The following is a 19,092-nucleotide window of genomic DNA, read 5'->3' as shown; positions in this document are numbered from 1 at the left end:
TACACTTGATTCACTAAGAACTTAAAGATTAGGTTCTTCTTAGTACTACAGAGCTAATATTTATTGTCCCTATGTTTAAAATTCCCTTTCTTCAATTTCCCCATCACTAGTGTTAATTGATAAAAACTTATTTGAAGAATTATACAGATCAGATTGTCGGCTAATTAAAAACCGCCCCTCATATGTATCAAATAATCGAATATAGCACCAGATATTGTTATTTTCATCATTATACAATGCCCCTAAATGAAAATACCCCAGATAACCATCCTCAAAAATACTTTCTTGGCAAGGTAAAGATATTGGATAAATTGCACCATTGATTTCTTGTATATCAAAGTCAATTTCAGGATTGTTGAGAGAATTACGAATTAAAATTGCATTCTGATCATCTAAATACCTATCGCCCAACCAATACCATCCTAATTCATAAGCTATTTTTAAGAGCCCCTTTTCTATCTTAAACTTATCCAATTCTGCCTCGTTAAATTTAACTTTTATTTTACCAAAATCAATATCGACAGTCTTCAATCCTTCGTATATTTCCTCCTCACTGATTGGGTAATACTTCTTTCTTTTTGCATATAGATTTACCATTTCTACTATTTTTTCTTTATCCTCTTGTTTGGCTATAAAATTGTGTAATACTGTTTCTTTATTGATTACACTGTCCTCATTAACTGCAAATTCTATTCTCTTTTCTTTAACTACTAACACAGTTTTGTTATCGACAGTACTAAAGTAAATAGGTAAGTCTGGAAAATCTTCGTAGTAGATTGAAACAGCTTTAGTAGTAGGATTAGGTATCTTTCCATTTCTATCTTTTATTCCGAGTATATGTCTCTTTGCTAAGATTGCTGGGTGATCAGTAATGTGGTAATCATTAAAATTCCCTAGTTTTGAATTACAGTCCTTACAAACCCTATGTATCTTTAACTTGCGGCTTCCAATTGCATATGGATATATATGCTCTTCTGATCCCTCTTTCACTTCTGTACAAATAATACAGTTCATTGTCTCTCCTCCAATTATTAAATTTATAGGATAATCTTACCAGTTAAAGTCAACCGAAACCATAGGTTAATTTTATCCTTCACCTGTTGACTAACTCCCTTTGGTTTTAATTCTTCATAAATCATATAATTAGTAAAAAGACTATATTCAACATTTTCATGCTTCATTTGTCCTTCTATAAAAATTTTTCCAAAAAAATATTAGTATCCTCTTGTTTTTCTTAAATAAATAGAATTTAATTCATACACCTTGACCAACTAAGGAAACCTTAAAGAATGGGGATATAAAAATGACTTTTAATAAAACAGAAAAAAATTTGAAGTTAATAAACGGTGATGTCTTTAAAGAAATTAAAATGATTCCTAGTAATTCAATTCATTTAATTTGTACTGATCCACCGTACTTTATATCTAGGAAGACTAACTTTAAAAATGGTGGCGGTGCCCAACAAAAATACGGTTCCATTTCAATGGAATTCGGGGAATGGGATTTAGATGCGAACAAGTTTGATTGGTTTTCCCTTTTAAAAGAATTTAAACGAGTCCTAGTTCCAGGTGGTACAATGGTGATATTTTACGATATTTTCAAAATTAGCGATATATCATCTGAAGCAAAAAAACTAAAATTAGACCAGCCTAGAATTGGATTCTGGGATAAAACAAATCCCGTTCCTATTAATGCTAAAGTAAATTATCTATCAAATTCCCGTGAATTTTTCATTTCCTATACTAAAGGGACCAAAAGGACGTTTAATAGCTACTATGATAAAGCTTCTTATGAAGCACCTATAGTTAATGGAAAGGTCAGAATTCACCCTTGCCAAAAACCAATTTCAATTCTTAAAAAAATTATTGCAACTCATACCAATGAGGGGGAAACAGTCTTGGATTGTTTTATGGGTTCAGGATCAACTGGTCAAGCAGCAATAAATCTTAATCGGAATTTTATTGGTTTTGAATTAGATAATACCCATTTCAATAAAGCTTCTAATCTTTTATATAACGCTAATGCAAGCTGAATTCATAAAAAGAGTTTTTATCTATTTGTTTATATATTTTGTAGAGCTGACTATACAAATCTGTATAGTCATTTTTCCCGCAATTAGAATCGGGTTAGCACTACAAACATTATATAATCACCTTTTAATTTATAGAGGTAAAAAATAAATAAAGTAAGAGAAAAATAGAAAATTCCTTTATAATCCCCTCTGTTTTTATAAAAAGAAAGTGACTTTCTATTAAATAACTTATAAAAAACTAAAAATAACAGTAATTATTCTTAAAAATTCATTAAAAGCCTTGAAAAAGGAAAAAGAAAGAAAATATAATTCGAAGGAATTTAAAAGGAACATTCAGATGAAAGGATTTATACCCTATGAATAATAAAAAATCTATTATCATTGACCCGTCAAAATATTATGAAAGTATCATCTTTAAAGAGAGAGATTCAAAAAAGATACTTGCTAATGATTTTATTAATGAACTTATAGATCTTGCTCTTAATTTCCACTACCAGAAGTTACAATCCGGAGAGGAGTACAAAAATGCAGAATGACAATGAAATTGCGGTAGCATACCTACGTGTGAGTACTGAAGATCAAACTCTAAACTTTTCCCTAGAATATCAAGAGGAACACATTAGATCTTATTGTAAGGTAAATAACATTGAATTGAAGAAAGTATATAATGAAGGTTACGGTTCAGGAACTAGTGTAGAAGATAGAGAAGTATTTTGTACTATGATGGCTGATTGTTTACAGAGCAAGGAAATAGATTATGTAATTGTATTAGCAGATCACCGATTTGCACGTAATCATGCTGACTCTGTTAACCTTGTTGACCGATTAATTAAAAGTGGGACACATCTTATATGTGTTGCAGATAGGATAAATACATCTAACAGATCTGATTATGACTACTTTAAAAATAAATCAATCTATTCTGAACGACATCGTGAAGAGATTCTTTTTAATTGCATATATGGAATGAGACAAAGAGCAAAGAATGGATTGCATAATGGTGGTAGAATTACTGGCTATGTTACAACCTCTGAAGGGTTGAAAATTGATCCGGATAGTTCAAAAATTATAAAGTTAATTTTTGATAAGTGTGTTAATGATCAGTGGGGATTTCGTAAAATAGCACAATATTTAAATAAACATCATTATAAAACAATCAATGGTAACGAATTCGATATAAATGCAGTAAAAACTATTCTAACAAACCCTACCTATATAGGATATATAAGATTTGAAGAACAATTACATATAGGTACACATGAATCAATTATCGATAAAGAAACCTGGGATAAAGCTCAACAGATGCTAAAAATAAGAAGTTATTTACCCGAGAAAGTTCATCATGGTTCTTACTTTCTGACCGGTTTTCTTAAATGTCCAAAATGTAATGCTTCAATGGTACACCATGTAAGTAGTTGTGGAAAATACAGATACTATAAATGCCTTAATAATAAAAATGGAAAAAGTTGCAAAGCAAATTCAATAAAAAAAGCTTATGCCGAGGAGTACATCTTATCACTCCTCCCCTCAATTATCGGTTCTCCTAAAATCTACAATCTATTACAAGAAAAAATGAAAAATAGAATATCTAATGATTATCAGGAGATTAGTAAAACATTAAATCGGTTACATAAAGATATATCAATAATTGATAATAAAATTAATAAAACCTATGAACTTTATTACAAAACAAACAATAATTCTCATTTAATCCAAATTGAGAGACTCCGTACACAACATGAGGCATTGTCTGAACGTTTAAATTACACAGAAGAACGATACAATAGTTTAAAACATACTGATTCAGTAAAAATAGTTGATAATTTTATTTCAAACTTTGAATCTATTTTCCTGGCCATTGATGATATTGATAAGAGACGATTTCTTAAAACCCTATTTCAAGAAATACATATTAATAGTGGTGATAGAATTAGTATGAGGACAATTAAGAGTATAATTTATAATTTAGATATTAACGAAATTCCGAAATTAATTACAGCATAATATAATGCAAAAAAAGAACATTTTTAACAGGTTTGTTTTAAGTGAAAAAGGTTATTCCCAACATCTATTACATATAAAAATTCAGCCCTTTTACTCTTTAAATTGAATTAGATCAAAGGGCGAGTTTTTATTTGTTCAATCATTAAAACCCATTGGTGTCCTTTAACCTTGCTTACCATCTATATTTTCTTTTTCTTTTGGAAATCAATATATCGTTCAAGGGCTAGGACATAGTGATTTTTTGACTTTGGATATTTTTTCTCAACAGCTGCTTTTAAAGAAGAAGTCATCTCCCTTTCTCCCTTATATATACCACTATTGACAATTCCTTTAAAACGACCGTCATAATCCTTAGCTGAACCTTCACTCAAACCATATTCCTTCATTAAAAAATCCTTATATTCCATTTTTCCTTTCCATTCCTTTCTCTAGTAAACAAGCAATATTTAAAAATTAATTATTAGGAATTTCTATTATTTCACCAGTAGCTCTTAAAATTAATAAATCTATAAAATTCTTGAATGAATTATCATTAAAATTGTATGCAGCTATATCTTCTTCATATAGTCTAATATCTACTGTGTCAAACACAGAATCATCCCAACTAGCTCTATGCACTTTTAAGCATGTAAAATTAGTCCTTTTTTTTCGTGGAAAAACCTCAGTAAATCCCATTGATTTCATAATAAACTCATCAGAAAATTCACCTTTTGGAAGATCGAGTCTAATACTCATATGGTTTTTATCCAAGTCATCGTTAATTTTTCCAATCCTAAACTTTCCCTCCCCAATAGGTTTATAAGTAACTCGATTTAAAGTATTAATAAAGTCGCATTTTCCTACACTTCCTGTATCTTTCAAGCCACGACTTCTATAATTTGATAATAAGTCCCTAAATTCCTTTGACTTACTTTTAATTTGTTTATGAAAAGCCATAAAGCTACCTCCTTTGTTTTTGTATAATTACAAAATTCTACATTCTTATATGATTTCCTTCTTGTACAATTTGTTCTAAACTACGCTAATAAATATTAATAAACTATCAGCTAGTTCAGTAGGAAAATCCCCCTTCCAAAATGCTACATCAAATGGTGTTATTATTAACAGTTAAATAGGTCTTTTTCAAGGAAATACCTATCTATGTAAATTAACATTCTTTCCCTTTTTTATTTTTTCATATTAAAATACTTAGGAAGGGAGGATTTATATGAATGAAATTAGACGTGTAGCTATTTACTGTCGTGTGTCAACCGAAGAACAAGCAAATGAAGGTTATAGTATTGCTGCTCAATTGGATACTCTACGCCAGTATGCCAAACTCTATGGGTGGGAAATTGCTAGAGAATATGTTGATGAAGGAATCAGTGGGAAGAATATAAAGGGTCGCCCTGCTATGCAACAACTTATTGTTGATGTTGAAGCTGACAAATTCGAAGCTGTACTCGTATGGAAGATTTCTCGACTATCTCGAAATATGTTAGATACCCTAATACTCTTAGACAAGTTTGAAGATTTCGGAGTAAAATTTATTTCCTATTCAGAAAACTTCGATACCGGTAGTCCTATTGGTCGTTTAGTTGTGCAATTAATGGCCTCAATTGCTGAAATGGAGAGGAATACACTATCTGAAAATGTTAAATTAGGTATGAAACAGAGAGCGTTAGAAGGATCTTGGAACGGCGGTGTAGTCTTTGGCTATGATAACATCGAAAAGGAACTTATTATCAATAAGGATGAAGCTGAAGTAGTACAATTAATTTTTCAACTGTATGCCAATGGAAAAGGGTTAAAGGCAATTACAAATCAATTAAATAAAGCAGGATATCGAACCAAACGGAATCGTCACTTTTCTATTAACGGTGTTGCAACTATATTAGATAATGTTGTTTATATCGGTAAAATCAGCTGGCTAAAAGTTGAAAATTGGGATACCAAGCGTAGAAAGGGTAAAAATTCTAATCCAATTCTAGTAGATGGCCAACACGAAGCCATTATTTCAAATGAATTATGGAGTGTAGTACAAGCAAGAAGAATGAGCAAATCGTTTAAACAACGTCAATCAAATGAACCATTTTTACTAAGTAGTCTTTTACGTTGTCCTGACTGTGGACAAGGTATGGTTCCTTCTATAACAACATATACACGAAAAGATGGTACCAAACGTAAACATCGTTACTATGTATGTGGTAGTTTTCATAATAAAGGGACTTCTGCCTGTAAAGCTAATTCAATTAAAGCTTATGAAGCAGAAAATGATGTGGTTAATAAAATTGAAAGATTTCTAAGTAATAAAAATATGTTTTTAAAATCAATACAGGAAATAAACTTTCAATCTGTTGAATCCCTTAATAAGCATCATAAAGATTTAGAACAGATTGAAGTAAGACTATCTGAAATACAAAAGGTACAAGAACGATATATAGAGGCTTTTGAAAGCAATACCTTACCTATCACAATTCTACAGGAACGCTTACAAAGAGTTGCTAATGAAAAGGTAGATTTGGAAAAAAGAAAAAATGATCTTACTGTAATTTTAACCTCTTCAGAATCAAAGATTATTCAACCTGAGTTAATTCAGATACTCTTAGAACAATTTCTCTCTAAGTATCAACAGGCATCTAGGGAGGCTAAAAAGCATTTGCTTCAACTACTGCTCTCTAAGATTGAAATCAAACATCTTAGTGGTCATTCAAGATCAGTAAATAAAGTCGTGCTTGAATTTGACTTTACAGAGGTCAATATATCTAAGACCTTTAATCTTATTCACACATTGTATCGAGAAACGGATAGTGCTGATTATATACAGCCAGTACCCGCTTCCGATAATAAAATTCCACCATATTTACAACAATTTTTGCCTCTATTTATGGTACGGTTCTCCCCGATTAATCCGAAATGCCCGGTAAATCTGCTCGACAAGAATCAGCCTCATGAGCTGATGGGGGAAGGTCATGCGGGAGAAGGACAGGGCTTCGTCGGCGCGCTGCATGACTTCTTGGCTCAGTCCGAGGGAGCCGCCGATAATGAAGGCGATTTTACTCTTGCCGTAGGTGGCCAGTTTGTCGATGGTGCCGGCCAGTTCTTCAGAGGATTTGAGCTTGCCTTCAATAGCCAGAGCGATGACATGGGCGTCGGGGCTAATTTTAGACAGGATTCGCTCGCCTTCTTTGTCTTTAATCTGGATCATTTCGACATCGCTCAGTGTTTCGGGGGCTTTTTCGTCGGGCAGCTCGATGATTTCGACCTTGGCATAGGCAGACAGCCGTTTGAGATATTCCTCGATTCCCTGCTTCAGGTATTTTTCCTTCAATTTGCCGACCGTGACTATTGTAATGTTCATGATTTCTCCTCTCGGTAGTTGCTCCGCCTGATTTTAGTTTCTTAGTATAGCTTTTATTTCCGTTATATTTCAATATCCCTTCAACGCAGATAAGAAAATGCTTTTTCAGCATACAAAAAAGCGGATGAAACCCTTCTGTTTTATCCACAACGCAGCCTATATGTAAGTTTTAAAATAAGGAGAAACTCTATGTCATTTGTTGGATAAAATTTTATCCTCATTTTACAAACAGTTTACAAACAAGTTATACACAGGGTTTATCCACATATCCACATTTACTATCCACATCTTGTATGGGAATATTAGTTCCCTACAATATATATAGCGTCATTTCGACAATATTCACACCTTGTTGATAACTCATTATCGTCAGAAATGCTGTTGAGTGTCGGGTAGGTTTCATACTCATGGACGACCTCATCCATTGCCATTTCTACATGTTCCTGACAGCAGTATATTTTTTTCATCGTTCTTACTCCTTTACCACATTATTTTATCCACAAATCCATTTTTCCTATTATTTTCACTTTTATCCACAAGTAATCGTACCAAATTTTCACTAAAGCGCAAGTATCCTGTCGAATGACAGAAAAAAAGCAGGAAAGCGGCTGCCTTCCTGCTCGTTTATTCTTGTTTTTCTTACAATCCTTCACTGTTTGACAGCGTAAGTTCTGCCGTCTCTTTCTTGCCGTTTCGGTAATACGTAATCTTTACTTTATCGCCGACGTCTTTTTCATTGTACAGATACTTCCGCAGTCCGGCCATATCTTTAATCTCTTCATCGTCCATGCCAACAATGACATCGAATTCCTTCAGGCCTGCCCTGTCAGCAGGTGAACCGGTTTGAACACCTGTTATGGCAACACCTGTTTTCACATCCTTCGGTAGCTTCAATGTGTTTTCTTGGTGGTATTGAGAGATTTCTTCTACTGAAGCAAGGTTCACACCGAGATACGGACGTTTCACTTCCCCGTGTTCTTCAATATCGGTGATGATTGGAATCACCGAATCGATTGGAATGGAAAGCCCGATTCCTTCAACGGCGCTTTCGGCGATCTTCATGGAGTTGATGCCGATAACCTGGCCTGCCATATTAACAAGGGCCCCGCCGCTGTTCCCAGGGTTAATGGCTGCGTCAGTCTGGATGACTTCCGCATTCCAGTCCGTCTGTCCGTCTTCATTGATATCCACTTCAATCGAACGCTCTAAGCCGGAAATGACTCCTTGTGTAACAGAGCCGGAGAATTGCTGGCCGAGCGGATTTCCGATTGCGATGACCGGCTCACCCGGTGTCAGGGATCCCGATTTGCCAAACTCTGCGACGGTCTTCACTTTGTCCCCGTCTACTTCTACAACAGCCAAGTCTGTCCATGGATCCGCACCGACTAATTTAGCAGGAATTTTAGTTCCGTCATTCAATGTGACTTCCAGTTCATTGGCATTCTCGATGACATGGTTATTCGTGACAATTAAGGCTTTGCCGTTTGCCTTTTTGTAGACCACTCCAGACCCGGATCCGGCTTCGGCGGATCCGCTGCCTTCTCCATTAGCTCCGGCGCTCCCCCAAAAGTTGGTTTCTTGAATATTGGTGATGCCCACTACCGCATCGCCGGCCTTTTTGACAGCATCCGTAACGGCCGTAGAGACATTAAGAGAAACCTGCTGCTTTGTGGCAGATTGCTCGCTTTGGGTGGAAAGGCTGCCTGTTGATCCTTGATTGTCATCGTCATTCAATGCAGGAAATACGATGCCTGTCACCAAGGCTCCCCCCAGGATGGCCCCTCCCAACCCGGATAAAAAATAGCCGCTTTTGCGCGTTTTTTTTTGCGAACTCCGGTTTTCAAAACCCTCATCATAATATCCCAAGACTGCTCAACCCTCTCTTTTTATGATCAATTTACCTACTGTGAGGTTTATACCCTTAATTATACTCCTCCAACTATAATTTACTAAAAAAATGAATTGCATTCTTTTTTTCCTGGATTTGCTAATGTTCCCTAAAAAAAAGGCCATAAAAAAAGAGGGGGAAGCTCCCTCGACATGTATCGGTTCATCACTTACTGGGCCGGGAGCATTTTATAAAAGCACAAGCTCCGTCGGCTTCTTCGGATCTGTATCGTAAAGAGCGAATTGCTCTCCGACAGCTGCTCCTTTGGCTTTCAGTGTCTGTTCCACCGACATCCTCGCCAAATCCTTCATATTGTTATCGAGGCTCAAATGGGCCAGGTAAATTCGCTTCGTACGGTCTCCTGTCACCTCATGCATCGCAAGGGCAGCATCTTCATTAGAAACGTGTCCGACATCGCTCAAAATCCGCCTTTTAACGCTCCATGGGTACCTTCCCATCCGCAGCATGCCGACATCATGGTTGCTTTCAAAAATATAGGCATCCGCATTCGAGATAATCCCTTTCATGCGATCGCTGACATAGCCTGTGTCTGTAATTTGGACAAGCTTTTTGCCTTCATGGTGAAACACATAGAACATCGGCTCCGCCGCATCATGGGAGACCCCGAATGATTCAATATCCAGGCCTCCGAATGATTTGACTTCTTCCATCCCGAACGTGAACTTTTGCTCGGTTGGGATTTCGCCGATGGAGCGCTCCATGGCCTGCCAGGTTTTTTCATTCGCATAAATCGGCAGCTTGTACTTTCTGGCGACGACGCCAAGTCCCTTAATATGATCACTGTGTTCATGGGTCACAAGGATTCCCGACAGGCTGGACATATCCTTGCCGATTTCCTTGAATAATCCGTCCATTGCCTTCCCGCTCAAACCTGCATCGACAAGAAAGGCGTGCTCGTCCGTCTCGACATATAAGGCATTTCCCGTACTCCCGCTTGCGAGAACACTAAAATGCATGGTCATGTATACTCACTCCAGTATTTTTTCTTCTGTATTCAACTCAATGACTTCCCCGTCGAACGCATTCACGAACAGGTCATCCTTGCCCTCTACAGCCACTCTCCAGGCCGGAACAAACAGATGAGACTGAGACGGTGTCTGCAGCGAATTATAAAAGCCTAATTCCACCTTCGTGATATTGCTCTTCGGCATCAGGTCCCCTTCCCTGTACAAGACCTCGATGGCCTTGATCGGAAGGACCAGTTCCTTCTGCTTATTATATTTTTCAATATTCTCGAGGTAGGTCTGTTCATACGAGTCTATTTCGCCTTTGCTATTCAAAAACAGCGTGATTTTCCCTTTGCTGTTATTATAGAACATTTTTTTATCATACACCTGATAAAACGTAATGGTCTTGAGGGTCTCGTCATATTTATAGAATTTATACTCATCGCCGGCCATCATCTGCTCCTTCACGAGCGTTTCCAGCTCTGAGGACTGGATGTTCTGGCTGATGGTCAAAGGTTTTTTGAAGGTTCCGGACAATGTTGTGCCGTCCATCACCTTCAATTCCTGATTATCCATTTTCGGCAATTCTTTTTCTTTGAAGGTTTTGCTTTTTGCCATCAAAAACTGCTCCTGCACCTTTTGCTTCGGAAGCGGAACATATTTGATGTCTTCTTCCTTCAGCAGTTCCTCAATCGATGTTTCTGTAATCAGCTGGAACCGATTTTCATTGATTTTATCCAGGAGCTGATAGAGCAGAAAGACATTCAATATGAAAAACACCAGTATGAAAATGGATTTCGTCCTATTCCAATCCATCTTGATCGCCTCCCGGTGTTTCAAATGGAACTTGCAGCCAAGTATCTCCGGTTCGGTAATACCAAGCCGGCTCCAGGATCACAAGCTTCTTCGGATCCATGGAAGAATTTGATAGGCGGTAGCCGATCGTCACATCTTTCAGGTTGTTAAAGTCGACATTCCTTGCTTTCTCCAGCTGATCGAGGACATCCTGGCCGCTCGGCAGGGTCTTCTCCACCACATCCGGCACAACAACATCCAGGGTGAAATACGGACGTTTATATTGATAGATATCATCCTTGCCCCAGACCTGTTCAATCTCTGTCATTCCCTGCTCGTTGAAGACAGGATAGCCGTCCATATAGAGCCTGAACCTGACACTTTGCTCATTCACATCCATATTGGTAAAACGGTAATTTCCATTTTTCCATCCGGCATGATCATTCACAAAGTTAATGCTTTTCTCCAAAAGTTCACTATTGCTTCCGAATAATTTGCTTCGTTGGGCGGGGTTGATGAAATCAATCATGAAATTCTGCCTGTTCACTGACATCAGCCTGCTTCCGTCCGTAAACTCCTGTCCGTTATTGACAACTTCGCTCCGGACAAATTTAGGGTTAAACAGAGCCGATTTGAAGTTATTGATGCTGATGAAATCCACATAGTATCTGTAGGTATTCACCTTGACAGGGTTCGCCGGCAGATACACCAGGTTGTCATCGTTGGCTTCATGGACGAAGTATGGCGGGTAGCTCGTTGCTTTATCGAAGAAATCATGCTGGAATTCTTCCAGATTTCTTGTCGCAACTGAGGCTTCCATAATCGCACCGTCCTCCTTAGAGACAAAGTACAGCTTACTGTTGGCCCCCCGAATGTCTTTCTCTTTAATAAAGATCCGGTCAAAAGAGAAGCTCGGCACTTCTTTGTCCTCGATGGTCAGGATATTTTTATAAGACTGAAACGGCACTTCTGCCGCATAATTGATTTCCGCCGTGTCCTCATCATCCATAAAACTTTTCATCTGAGCCGCTGTCATATCCGAATGGCTGACTTGCAGATTATATAACGACCATTTTCTCAGCCTTTGTTCAAATAGCTGAACCCTGTCCCGGTCGTAGGTAAGATAGATGCCGCCGCCGCGGGATATACGGATGCGGTCGGGCTTCACAACATCCTCAACCGTTTGTTTATCACTCGGCAGCTTAATGTATCCAGAGGAATCGATTTGTTCATACTTAGGCGTAAAGGTCCATATTTCCCATGTCAAAAAGGCACTGATGCCAATCAGAATCACTAAAATAATGCTTTTTGCATTTTCTACATTCATGCCCACTCATCCTCTTCCTCCTGCTCATATGGAAGGGTGAAAAATACGGTCGTTCCTTTGCCTTCCGTACTCTCGGCCCAAATCTTTCCGCCATGAGCAACTACCATTTCCTTCGCGATGGCCAGCCCCAGGCCGGTACCGCCCAGTTTCCTTGTCCTCGCTTTATCTACACGGTAAAAACGTTCGAAGATCTTATCAATCAGATTGTGCGGGATTCCCATTCCCTCATCCGAAATACTGATGACAATGAAGCCTTCAGACGGACGGACACGGAATGTGACCTGGCCCCCTTCAGGAGAATATTTCAAGGAATTAGAAATCACATTATAAAGAACCTGAGTGATTTTATCCTCATCCACATCCACATAATAGTTCTCCTCTGGAATATCCCGTTTGAACGTGATGTCCTCATTCTTTGTCATTTCAAAACGGTCGATAATATGGTGAAAAAACTTATTAAAATTCACCCAGCCCGTTGTCAAAAGGTAATCTTTGCTGTCCATCTTTGATAATTGAAGCAAATCATTCACCAGACGGATCATTCGCTCGGTTTCATTTTGGGTCACACTTAAGAAAGCAGGAGCGATCTCTTCATCCTTCCAGGCGCCGTCCGCTAATGCTTCCAAGTAGCTTCTCATCGTTGTGAGCGGCGTCCTCAATTCGTGTGAAACATTGGCAACGAACTCCCTGCGGTCCGCTTCAATCTTCTCCTGCTCCGTAATATCATGCAGAACCGTAATAAGACCATTAACAAACCCTGTCTCCTTCTGGATGACAGAAAAATTGGCACGGAGGACGAAGGCTTCATTTTTTTTGCTGTAATCGAGGATGACAGATTCCCGCTCCTCCAGCAAATCATCAAATGAGTACTCATCCTCCAGGCCGAGCACTTGAATGATGGGCTGATTCAATACCGTTTCACGTGAAACGTTCAGAAGCTTGGCTGCCGGCTCATTGATCAAGTTGACGCGTCCTCTGCGGTCTGTCGAGATGACGCCGTCTGTCATATTTGTCAGGACAGATGAAAGCTTTCTTCGCTCCCCTTCCGTGCTGGATTGGGATTCCTGAAGCTTTTTCGTCAGGTTGTTGAAGGTGACAGCTAGCTGCCCGATTTCATCATCGCCATATACCCGAACCTTTCGGGAAAAATTCCCCTTGGCCATGGCAAGCGCCTGTTTTCGCATATCTGACATCGGTCTTGTAATCGTTCTGGCCAGCAATATTCCTAAGATAGCGGTAATCCCTAAGGCAATCGCCGTGCCGGTAATGAAAATGCTGTTGATCTCATCCATCTGTTCAAAAACATTCTCCATATCAGCGATCAAATAGATTGCCCCGAGTACCTCACCGTTCGGATCGATCGGCATCGAGAGAATCCACATCCGTTTACCCGTAGACTGATCACGGTAAATGTCGGAATCCTTCAGGCCATAGGCAAGTGTCCGCTTAACCAGGCCCTCTGTCGTCTTTTGGCCGACAATTCCCTGATTGCCGGGATCGGAAGTTCCAATGACCCGCTTGCTTCGCATTTCAATCACTCGGACTTCCGAAATGTTGCTTGATTGCTTATCTTTATCTTCTAGGATCGTTGAAATGGCTTCTGTAAGAGTCGGATCATCCTCCGTCCGCTCCTTCATCATTTCTTCCCCTATACTGTAGCTCAGAAGGTTGACATGGCCTTCGATGGATTCCTGGAAATTTTCACGCAGGTTATTTTCCAATTCCTTCACAAAGTACACACCGATGATCTGCATAGCCACGAAAATCAGCAGTACATAAATCAACACAAACTTAAAATGTATCGAACGAAAAAAACCGACCTTTTTCATGGACCTTACTCCTGTTCAGGGTTACGAAGGTAATAACCTACTCCTCTTCGCGTTACAATCCAGCCAGGATGGCTTGGATTATCCTCAATTTTCTCGCGCAGCCTTCTGACTGTTACATCCACTGTTCTGACGTCACCAAAGTAATCATAGCCCCAAACAGTCTGAAGCAAGTGCTCGCGCGTCATCACCTGGCCGATATGCTTTGCCAGATAGTGAAGCAATTCGAATTCACGGTGGGTTAATTCAATCGTCTCCCCGCGCTTTGACACCACATAGGCATCTGGATGGATCACGAGTGAACCAACTGCGATTTCTTTTGGCTCATCGACATTTTCCTGAACAGGGGCAACCTGCTGCCTTCTCAAGTTGGCCTTTACCCTTGCAATTATTTCCCGGGTACTAAAAGGCTTTGTTACATAATCATCCGCTCCAAGCTCCAGGCCCAGCACTTTATCAATCTCGGAATCTTTTGCCGTCAGCATGATAATCGGTGTTTCATATTTTTTGCGGACTTCCCGGCATACTTCCATCCCGTCCCGCTGAGGCAGCATAATATCCAGCAGGATTAAATCCGGCTGCAGATCTTCTACCATTTTCAGTGCTTCATTGCCGTCATAGGCACAAAAGACATCATAGCCCTCTTTCTTTAAATTAAACTGCAGAATATCTGCAATTGGCTTTTCATCATCAACGACCAAAACCTTCTTATCCATCAATTCTATCCCCTTCCAAACTGCTTTTTTCATCTATAAATAACTGCTTCCCAGTGAAGCAGCAAAGCTTGGCTTCCTTTTATTCAGGTGCTTTAAATCTCCAGTTTCTCACTATTCTACTTTATCATTTTCTCCGCTTTAAATCACCTTTTACCTATCATTGCTAGAATCCCGCTATCGCCGTTCCTATTAAAAAAGAAGCCTTCGAAAATAGTATTCGAAGACTTCCTTCTTTATTTGGCTATATAATCTAAAGGATTGGCAAGTGTGCCGTTTTTATAGACTTCAAAATGCAGGTGAATTCCGGTTGAATGGCCGGTCGTGCCCATTTGGCCGATGACCGTGCCCTTCTCAACTTTTTGCCCCTGCTTCACAGCGATGGAGTTCAAATGAGCATAAACCGTTTTATACCCATTATGATGGTCAATCATGACTTTATTGCCATAGCCTCCGGCAGCACCGGCAAACTCAATAGTCCCATGGTCAGCTGCCTTGATGGTTTTGGTTGTCGGCCTTGCGATGTCGATCCCTTTATGGAGCTTGCCCCATCTCTGTCCCTGCTTGCTGGATATATATCCGCCATCCGCCGGCCAGATGAAGGATCCGCTGCCCTGAGAAGGGATGACCTTCGTGCCTTCTTTAATCTTTTCTTTCACGGGCTTCTTCGTAACTTCCTTGCTTTCCATTGTTTCCAATGAAATCTCACCATTCGTTTCAATCACCGAGTAGGCGGATTGCTCTGTGCCCGTCTCACCTTGCTGCTCAATGGATGTTTCGCCCTTCAGCATCTCTTTATCTTTGATAACTTCCTTTTTGTACGGAATCTCTTTCTCTTTCAGCTTAACTTTTTCCACAATAACACTGACATAAGGCGTCGTTTTCATGACATGTACCTTATCGCCTTTCTGAAGCTCTTTCTTTTCCAACTTAGGGTTGAGCTCTTTTGCTTCTTTCAGGCTCATCTCATAGGCTTCCGCAATTGCTTCCAGATTTTCACCCTTTTTAGCAATATGGACGGACGGTTCACGCTGTCCTTCTTCAATGAACTTCACTGCGTCTTTGACAGCTAAAACATCCTCAGGATCAGCCGAGATCTCTTCCATCCCGACTGGGACAGAATAATGGATATCGACAATTCGGCTGCCTGGCTCAGTCAGCGGCTCTTTCTTGTCCTTTTGATCCGCATCCTGGAATTTTTCAAATGCTTCTAATTCATTATCCGTCATAAATTGAAGCTTGATTTCTTTCATGACTTCTTCTGCGTCTTCTTTAGACGCGACCGTAACAACCGGTTTTCCATCAAGCATAATGTCATAAGCAGAAGCTTTTACCTCAAGGGAATCCTTAAGCTTTTCTATCGTCTTCTCATCTTCTGTTTTCGAATGAAAAACGATTTCTTCTACTTGGCTGACCTGTTCATCCTCCGTAAAGGTAAGATTCGGATAGTCTTCTTTGGCTGCTTCCAGTTTCTCATGAAGCGCCTTCTTCATTTCTTCCTCATCCTGCACACTTCCGATAAACTGGTCTTTTATATAGATATGGTTGACCTTCATCACCTCTGCAGCCGAAACCTTGCCTGTAAACAAGCTCCCTGCTGCCAGGATCAAAACGCCCAACTTTAAAAAGTAACGTTCTTTCCTTTTAAACATTTCATTAATCCTCCAGATTGATCGTTCACGGCTTTCATGTTTTGAACTCATCGTGACGAAATTTCCCTTCATCACTCTAACATACTAAGAAACCGAATCCGGACCCGATACAGGATTGTAATATAACTGTATAAAAGCTGCCAGCCAGTGCCAATGAAGCATTTACACCTAATGGAAATATTAACAGACTATCATTCTCTGAATCCCCATATGAACAGCACTCTGGCTTACGGAAAACATTACATCTTCTTTTCTTTCAATTCAGAAAGATTACGGAATGGTAACAACAAAACTTCCTCAAACACAAACAAAAAACGCCCCTAAGGACGTTTAAAGGATGGCTCAGGACGGAATCGAACCGCCGACACAAGGATTTTCAGTCCTTTGCTCTACCGACTGAGCTACTGAGCCACATATAAAGTTTTATCTTTTAAAAATATATATGAACAACCAATTGGTTATAATTTTAAAGAATAAAATGGCGGTCCCGACGGGAATCGAACCCGCGATCTCCTGCGTGACAGGCAGGCATGTTAACCGCTACACCACGGGACCAAAAAATAAAATATAAAAATGACCCCTACGGGATTCGAACCCGTGTTACCGCCGTGAAAGGGCGGTGTCTTAACCGCTTGACCAAGGGGCCATATCAATGGTGAGCCATGCAGGATTCGAACCTGCGACCCTCTGATTAAAAGTCAGATGCTCTACCAACTGAGCTAATGGCTCTCTATACTACTGTTTCTGTTATCTGTTTGCCATCCTTTTGTGACGACGCTTTTGATAATATCATATATTATCTTATTAAGGCAATACTATTTTTGAAAAAATATTTATTTTTCTTATTGTATCCGATTCTAGTCTCTATCAAACCCTTTTGTCTTTAAAAAATCCTCTTTGTTTGTATACAAAAAAAGACCAGAAAAACGGAAACCGTCTCTCTGGTCTCTTTTAAAGCAGTTCTTTCTCTTATCCTTCCATGCGCCAAGGGCTTCTGACCACGTTTGTTTGCGTACGGTCTGGACCGACTGAAAAAGTCGTCAGCGGCACACCGACAAGCTGAGATACCCGTTCTACATAGTGGCGGGCATTTGCCGGAAGCTCATCCAGTGATCTGCAGCCTGTAATGTCTTCAGACCAGCCTGGAAGCTCTTCATAGACAGGCTCACATTCTGCAATCATTTTCAGATTAGCCGGGAATTCCTGAATTACTTCTCCGCGATATTTGTACGCCACACAGATTTTCACTGTTTCAATTCCTGTTAAAACATCGATTGAGTTCAGGGATAAATCTGTAATTCCGCTTACACGGCGGGCATGGCGGACAACAACAGAGTCAAACCAGCCGACACGGCGGGGTCTTCCAGTTGTTGTACCGTACTCACGGCCGACCTCACGGATTTGATGGCCGATTTCGTCATTTAGCTCGGTTGGGAACGGACCGTCGCCGACACGGCTTGTATACGCCTTACAAACACCAACAACATGGTTGATTTTAGTAGGGCCTACACCAGAACCGATCGTTACGCCGCCCGCTACTGGGTTTGAAGAAGTAACAAACGGATACGTACCTTGGTCAATATCCAGCATAACTCCCTGTGCTCCTTCAAATAGAACACGCTTGCCTTCATCCAGTGCATCGTTCAGAACAACAGATGTATCACAGACGTACTGCTTGACCTGCTGGCCGTACTCATAATATTCATTAAGGATATCCTCAATTTTGAATCCTTCTGTTTCATAGAATCGCTCAAACATGCGGTTCTTTTCTTCAAGGTTCTGTGCAAGCTTCTCTTCGAAGATCTCACGGTCCAATAGATCAGCCATGCGGATACCGATACGCGCCGCTTTATCCATGTAAGCAGGACCGATTCCTTTTTTCGTTGTTCCGATTTTATTCGCACCCTTGCGTTCCTCTTCCACTCCATCCAATTTGATGTGGTAAGGAAGAATGACGTGCGCACGATTGGAAATACGCAGGTTGTCTGTTGTGATTCCGCGCTCATGCAAGTAAGCAAGCTCCTCAACAAGTGCTTTTGGATCCACAACCATTCCGTTTCCAATAACACAAATCTTGTCGCTAAAGAAAATTCCTGATGGAATTAAGTGAAGTTTATATGTCTCTCCGTTGAATTTAATTGTATGTCCAGCGTTATTTCCGCCTTGATATCTAGCAATTGCTTCTGCATTTTGAGAGAGGAAATCCGTGATTTTTCCTTTTCCTTCATCTCCCCATTGTGTACCTACTACTACTACTGATGACATAATTTGCACCTCCAAAGGTTGAACCGTATGTATGGTCAAGAAAATAGCCGGTTCTTATCAAACAACCCTATTCTATCAAGAAAGAGGAAGACAAGTCAATACAAAATCCGAACATTTAAGAATTAATCTTTTGTATTTGTTCGTATATTTATCGTTGCAGTCAACGAATAAACCTGCCCGTGTAAGTGTTTATCCCTATCCTGCCCTTTTCGAAAGAAAAAAACAGACAGATCCTCATTTCACCGGTTTATTGCCATCGTTCATTGATAAAAATAAAAAAGT

16 protein-coding genes, 4 tRNA genes and 1 pseudogene are annotated in these 19,092 nt (G+C 39.7%); 4 read left to right on the top strand and 17 right to left on the bottom strand.

Annotation, left to right across the window (positions count from 1 at the left end; translation table 11 throughout):
• Positions 1-75 precede the first annotated feature (75 nt).
• Positions 76-1,014: an HNH endonuclease gene (locus BQ4305_RS12220; protein WP_110928074.1), complete on the bottom strand. Its 939-nt coding sequence runs from the start codon at positions 1,012-1,014 to the stop codon at positions 76-78.
• A 289-nt stretch (positions 1,015-1,303) separates the two neighbouring features.
• Here BQ4305_RS12220 and BQ4305_RS12215 point away from each other — a divergent pair, with 289 nt between their 5' ends.
• The 3 genes from BQ4305_RS12215 (at position 1,304) to BQ4305_RS12205 (ending at position 4,036) form a co-directional block, all read left to right on the top strand.
• Complete coding sequence (locus tag BQ4305_RS12215) at positions 1,304-2,032, top strand: DNA-methyltransferase (protein WP_110928073.1); 729 nt, start codon at positions 1,304-1,306, stop codon at positions 2,030-2,032.
• Positions 2,033-2,388: 356 nt separating this feature from the next.
• Positions 2,389-2,568, top strand: coding sequence for a hypothetical protein (locus tag BQ4305_RS12210; protein WP_110928072.1), 180 nt, complete (start codon positions 2,389-2,391; stop codon positions 2,566-2,568).
• Positions 2,558-4,036: a recombinase family protein gene (locus tag BQ4305_RS12205; protein WP_110928071.1), complete on the top strand. Its 1,479-nt coding sequence runs from the start codon at positions 2,558-2,560 to the stop codon at positions 4,034-4,036. Before BQ4305_RS12210 ends, BQ4305_RS12205 begins: the two co-directional genes overlap by 11 nt.
• A 179-nt stretch (positions 4,037-4,215) precedes the next feature.
• Here the strand turns inward: BQ4305_RS12205 and BQ4305_RS12200 are convergent, their stop codons facing one another.
• Together BQ4305_RS12200 and BQ4305_RS12195 are read right to left on the bottom strand one after the other, a co-directional pair.
• Complete coding sequence (locus BQ4305_RS12200) at positions 4,216-4,443, bottom strand: hypothetical protein (RefSeq protein ID WP_110928070.1); 228 nt, start codon at positions 4,441-4,443, stop codon at positions 4,216-4,218.
• Positions 4,444-4,489: 46 nt separating this feature from the next.
• Entirely contained in the window at positions 4,490-4,972 is a 483-nt protein-coding gene (locus BQ4305_RS12195; RefSeq protein WP_110928069.1) for a hypothetical protein, read from the bottom strand.
• Between the two features lie 271 nt (positions 4,973-5,243).
• Here BQ4305_RS12195 and BQ4305_RS12190 point away from each other — a divergent pair.
• A pseudogene (locus BQ4305_RS12190) lies at positions 5,244-6,296 on the top strand (recombinase family protein); the annotation flags it as partial.
• A 600-nt stretch (positions 6,297-6,896) separates the two neighbouring features.
• Here the strand turns inward: BQ4305_RS12190 and rlmH are convergent.
• From rlmH to BQ4305_RS12120, 14 genes are all read right to left on the bottom strand, one after another.
• A complete protein-coding gene (gene rlmH, locus BQ4305_RS12185) occupies positions 6,897-7,376 on the bottom strand; it encodes a 23S rRNA (pseudouridine(1915)-N(3))-methyltransferase RlmH (RefSeq protein WP_110928783.1) in 480 nt (159 codons plus the stop codon).
• 302 nt (positions 7,377-7,678) lie between these two features.
• Positions 7,679-7,843: a CxxH/CxxC protein gene (locus tag BQ4305_RS12180; RefSeq protein WP_110928068.1), complete on the bottom strand. Its 165-nt coding sequence runs from the start codon at positions 7,841-7,843 to the stop codon at positions 7,679-7,681.
• Between the two features lie 172 nt (positions 7,844-8,015).
• Entirely contained in the window at positions 8,016-9,242 is a 1,227-nt protein-coding gene (locus BQ4305_RS12175; protein WP_110928067.1) for a S1C family serine protease, read from the bottom strand.
• 210 nt (positions 9,243-9,452) lie between these two features.
• Positions 9,453-10,247: an MBL fold metallo-hydrolase gene (locus BQ4305_RS12170; protein WP_110928066.1), complete on the bottom strand. Its 795-nt coding sequence runs from the start codon at positions 10,245-10,247 to the stop codon at positions 9,453-9,455.
• 6 nt (positions 10,248-10,253) lie between these two features.
• Positions 10,254-11,048 (bottom strand): two-component system regulatory protein YycI, encoded by a 795-nt coding sequence (locus BQ4305_RS12165; RefSeq protein WP_110928065.1) that lies wholly within the window; start codon positions 11,046-11,048, stop codon positions 10,254-10,256.
• A complete protein-coding gene (locus BQ4305_RS12160) occupies positions 11,035-12,354 on the bottom strand; it encodes a YycH family regulatory protein (protein WP_234396979.1) in 1,320 nt (439 codons plus the stop codon). The genes BQ4305_RS12165 and BQ4305_RS12160 overlap by 14 nt, the downstream gene beginning before the upstream one ends.
• Positions 12,351-14,183 (bottom strand): cell wall metabolism sensor histidine kinase WalK, encoded by a 1,833-nt coding sequence (gene walK, locus BQ4305_RS12155; protein WP_110928063.1) that lies wholly within the window; start codon positions 14,181-14,183, stop codon positions 12,351-12,353. The genes BQ4305_RS12160 and walK overlap by 4 nt, the downstream gene beginning before the upstream one ends.
• Positions 14,184-14,188: 5 nt before the next feature.
• Entirely contained in the window at positions 14,189-14,896 is a 708-nt protein-coding gene (gene yycF / locus BQ4305_RS12150) for a response regulator YycF (RefSeq protein WP_110928062.1), read from the bottom strand.
• Between the two features lie 233 nt (positions 14,897-15,129).
• Entirely contained in the window at positions 15,130-16,545 is a 1,416-nt protein-coding gene (locus tag BQ4305_RS12145; protein WP_199880674.1) for a peptidoglycan DD-metalloendopeptidase family protein, read from the bottom strand.
• Between the two features lie 338 nt (positions 16,546-16,883).
• Positions 16,884-16,956: transfer RNA gene (locus tag BQ4305_RS12140), tRNA-Phe, on the bottom strand.
• Positions 16,957-17,024: 68 nt separating this feature from the next.
• A tRNA-Asp gene (locus BQ4305_RS12135) sits at positions 17,025-17,100 on the bottom strand.
• Between the two features lie 19 nt (positions 17,101-17,119).
• A tRNA-Glu gene (locus BQ4305_RS12130) sits at positions 17,120-17,191 on the bottom strand.
• Between the two features lie 7 nt (positions 17,192-17,198).
• A tRNA-Lys gene (locus tag BQ4305_RS12125) sits at positions 17,199-17,274 on the bottom strand.
• Between the two features lie 240 nt (positions 17,275-17,514).
• A complete protein-coding gene (locus BQ4305_RS12120) occupies positions 17,515-18,810 on the bottom strand; it encodes an adenylosuccinate synthase (RefSeq protein ID WP_110928060.1) in 1,296 nt (431 codons plus the stop codon).
• Between the last annotated feature and the right edge of the window lie 282 nt (positions 18,811-19,092).

Origin of the sequence: Bacillus massiliglaciei (assembly GCF_900098925.1) — a bacterium.
GTDB lineage: Bacteria > Bacillota > Bacilli > Bacillales > DSM-1321 > Peribacillus > Peribacillus massiliglaciei.
Note: the sequence above shows the minus strand (reverse complement) of the source record. Positions and strands in the feature narration are given on the sequence as shown.

Excerpts from the sequence above, each read along its gene's own strand:
- BQ4305_RS12160 (WP_234396979.1), bottom strand. The coding sequence starts at position 12,354 with ATGAATGTAGAAAATGCAAAAAGCATTATTTTAGTGATTCTGATTGGC.
- yycF (WP_110928062.1), bottom strand. The coding sequence starts at position 14,896 with ATGGATAAGAAGGTTTTGGTCGTTGATGATGAAAAGCCAATTGCAGAT.
- BQ4305_RS12165 (WP_110928065.1), bottom strand. The coding sequence starts at position 11,048 with ATGGATTGGAATAGGACGAAATCCATTTTCATACTGGTGTTTTTCATA.
- BQ4305_RS12215 (WP_110928073.1), top strand. The coding sequence starts at position 1,304 with ATGACTTTTAATAAAACAGAAAAAAATTTGAAGTTAATAAACGGTGAT.
- BQ4305_RS12210 (WP_110928072.1), top strand. The coding sequence starts at position 2,389 with ATGAATAATAAAAAATCTATTATCATTGACCCGTCAAAATATTATGAA.
- BQ4305_RS12180 (WP_110928068.1), bottom strand. The coding sequence starts at position 7,843 with ATGAAAAAAATATACTGCTGTCAGGAACATGTAGAAATGGCAATGGAT.
- BQ4305_RS12220 (WP_110928074.1), bottom strand. The coding sequence starts at position 1,014 with ATGAACTGTATTATTTGTACAGAAGTGAAAGAGGGATCAGAAGAGCAT.
- rlmH (WP_110928783.1), bottom strand. The coding sequence starts at position 7,376 with ATGAACATTACAATAGTCACGGTCGGCAAATTGAAGGAAAAATACCTG.
- BQ4305_RS12120 (WP_110928060.1), bottom strand. The coding sequence starts at position 18,810 with ATGTCATCAGTAGTAGTAGTAGGTACACAATGGGGAGATGAAGGAAAA.
- BQ4305_RS12145 (WP_199880674.1), bottom strand. The coding sequence starts at position 16,545 with ATGTTTAAAAGGAAAGAACGTTACTTTTTAAAGTTGGGCGTTTTGATC.
- BQ4305_RS12205 (WP_110928071.1), top strand. The coding sequence starts at position 2,558 with ATGCAGAATGACAATGAAATTGCGGTAGCATACCTACGTGTGAGTACT.
- BQ4305_RS12200 (WP_110928070.1), bottom strand. The coding sequence starts at position 4,443 with ATGGAATATAAGGATTTTTTAATGAAGGAATATGGTTTGAGTGAAGGT.
- BQ4305_RS12195 (WP_110928069.1), bottom strand. The coding sequence starts at position 4,972 with ATGGCTTTTCATAAACAAATTAAAAGTAAGTCAAAGGAATTTAGGGAC.
- BQ4305_RS12170 (WP_110928066.1), bottom strand. The coding sequence starts at position 10,247 with ATGACCATGCATTTTAGTGTTCTCGCAAGCGGGAGTACGGGAAATGCC.
- walK (WP_110928063.1), bottom strand. The coding sequence starts at position 14,183 with ATGAAAAAGGTCGGTTTTTTTCGTTCGATACATTTTAAGTTTGTGTTG.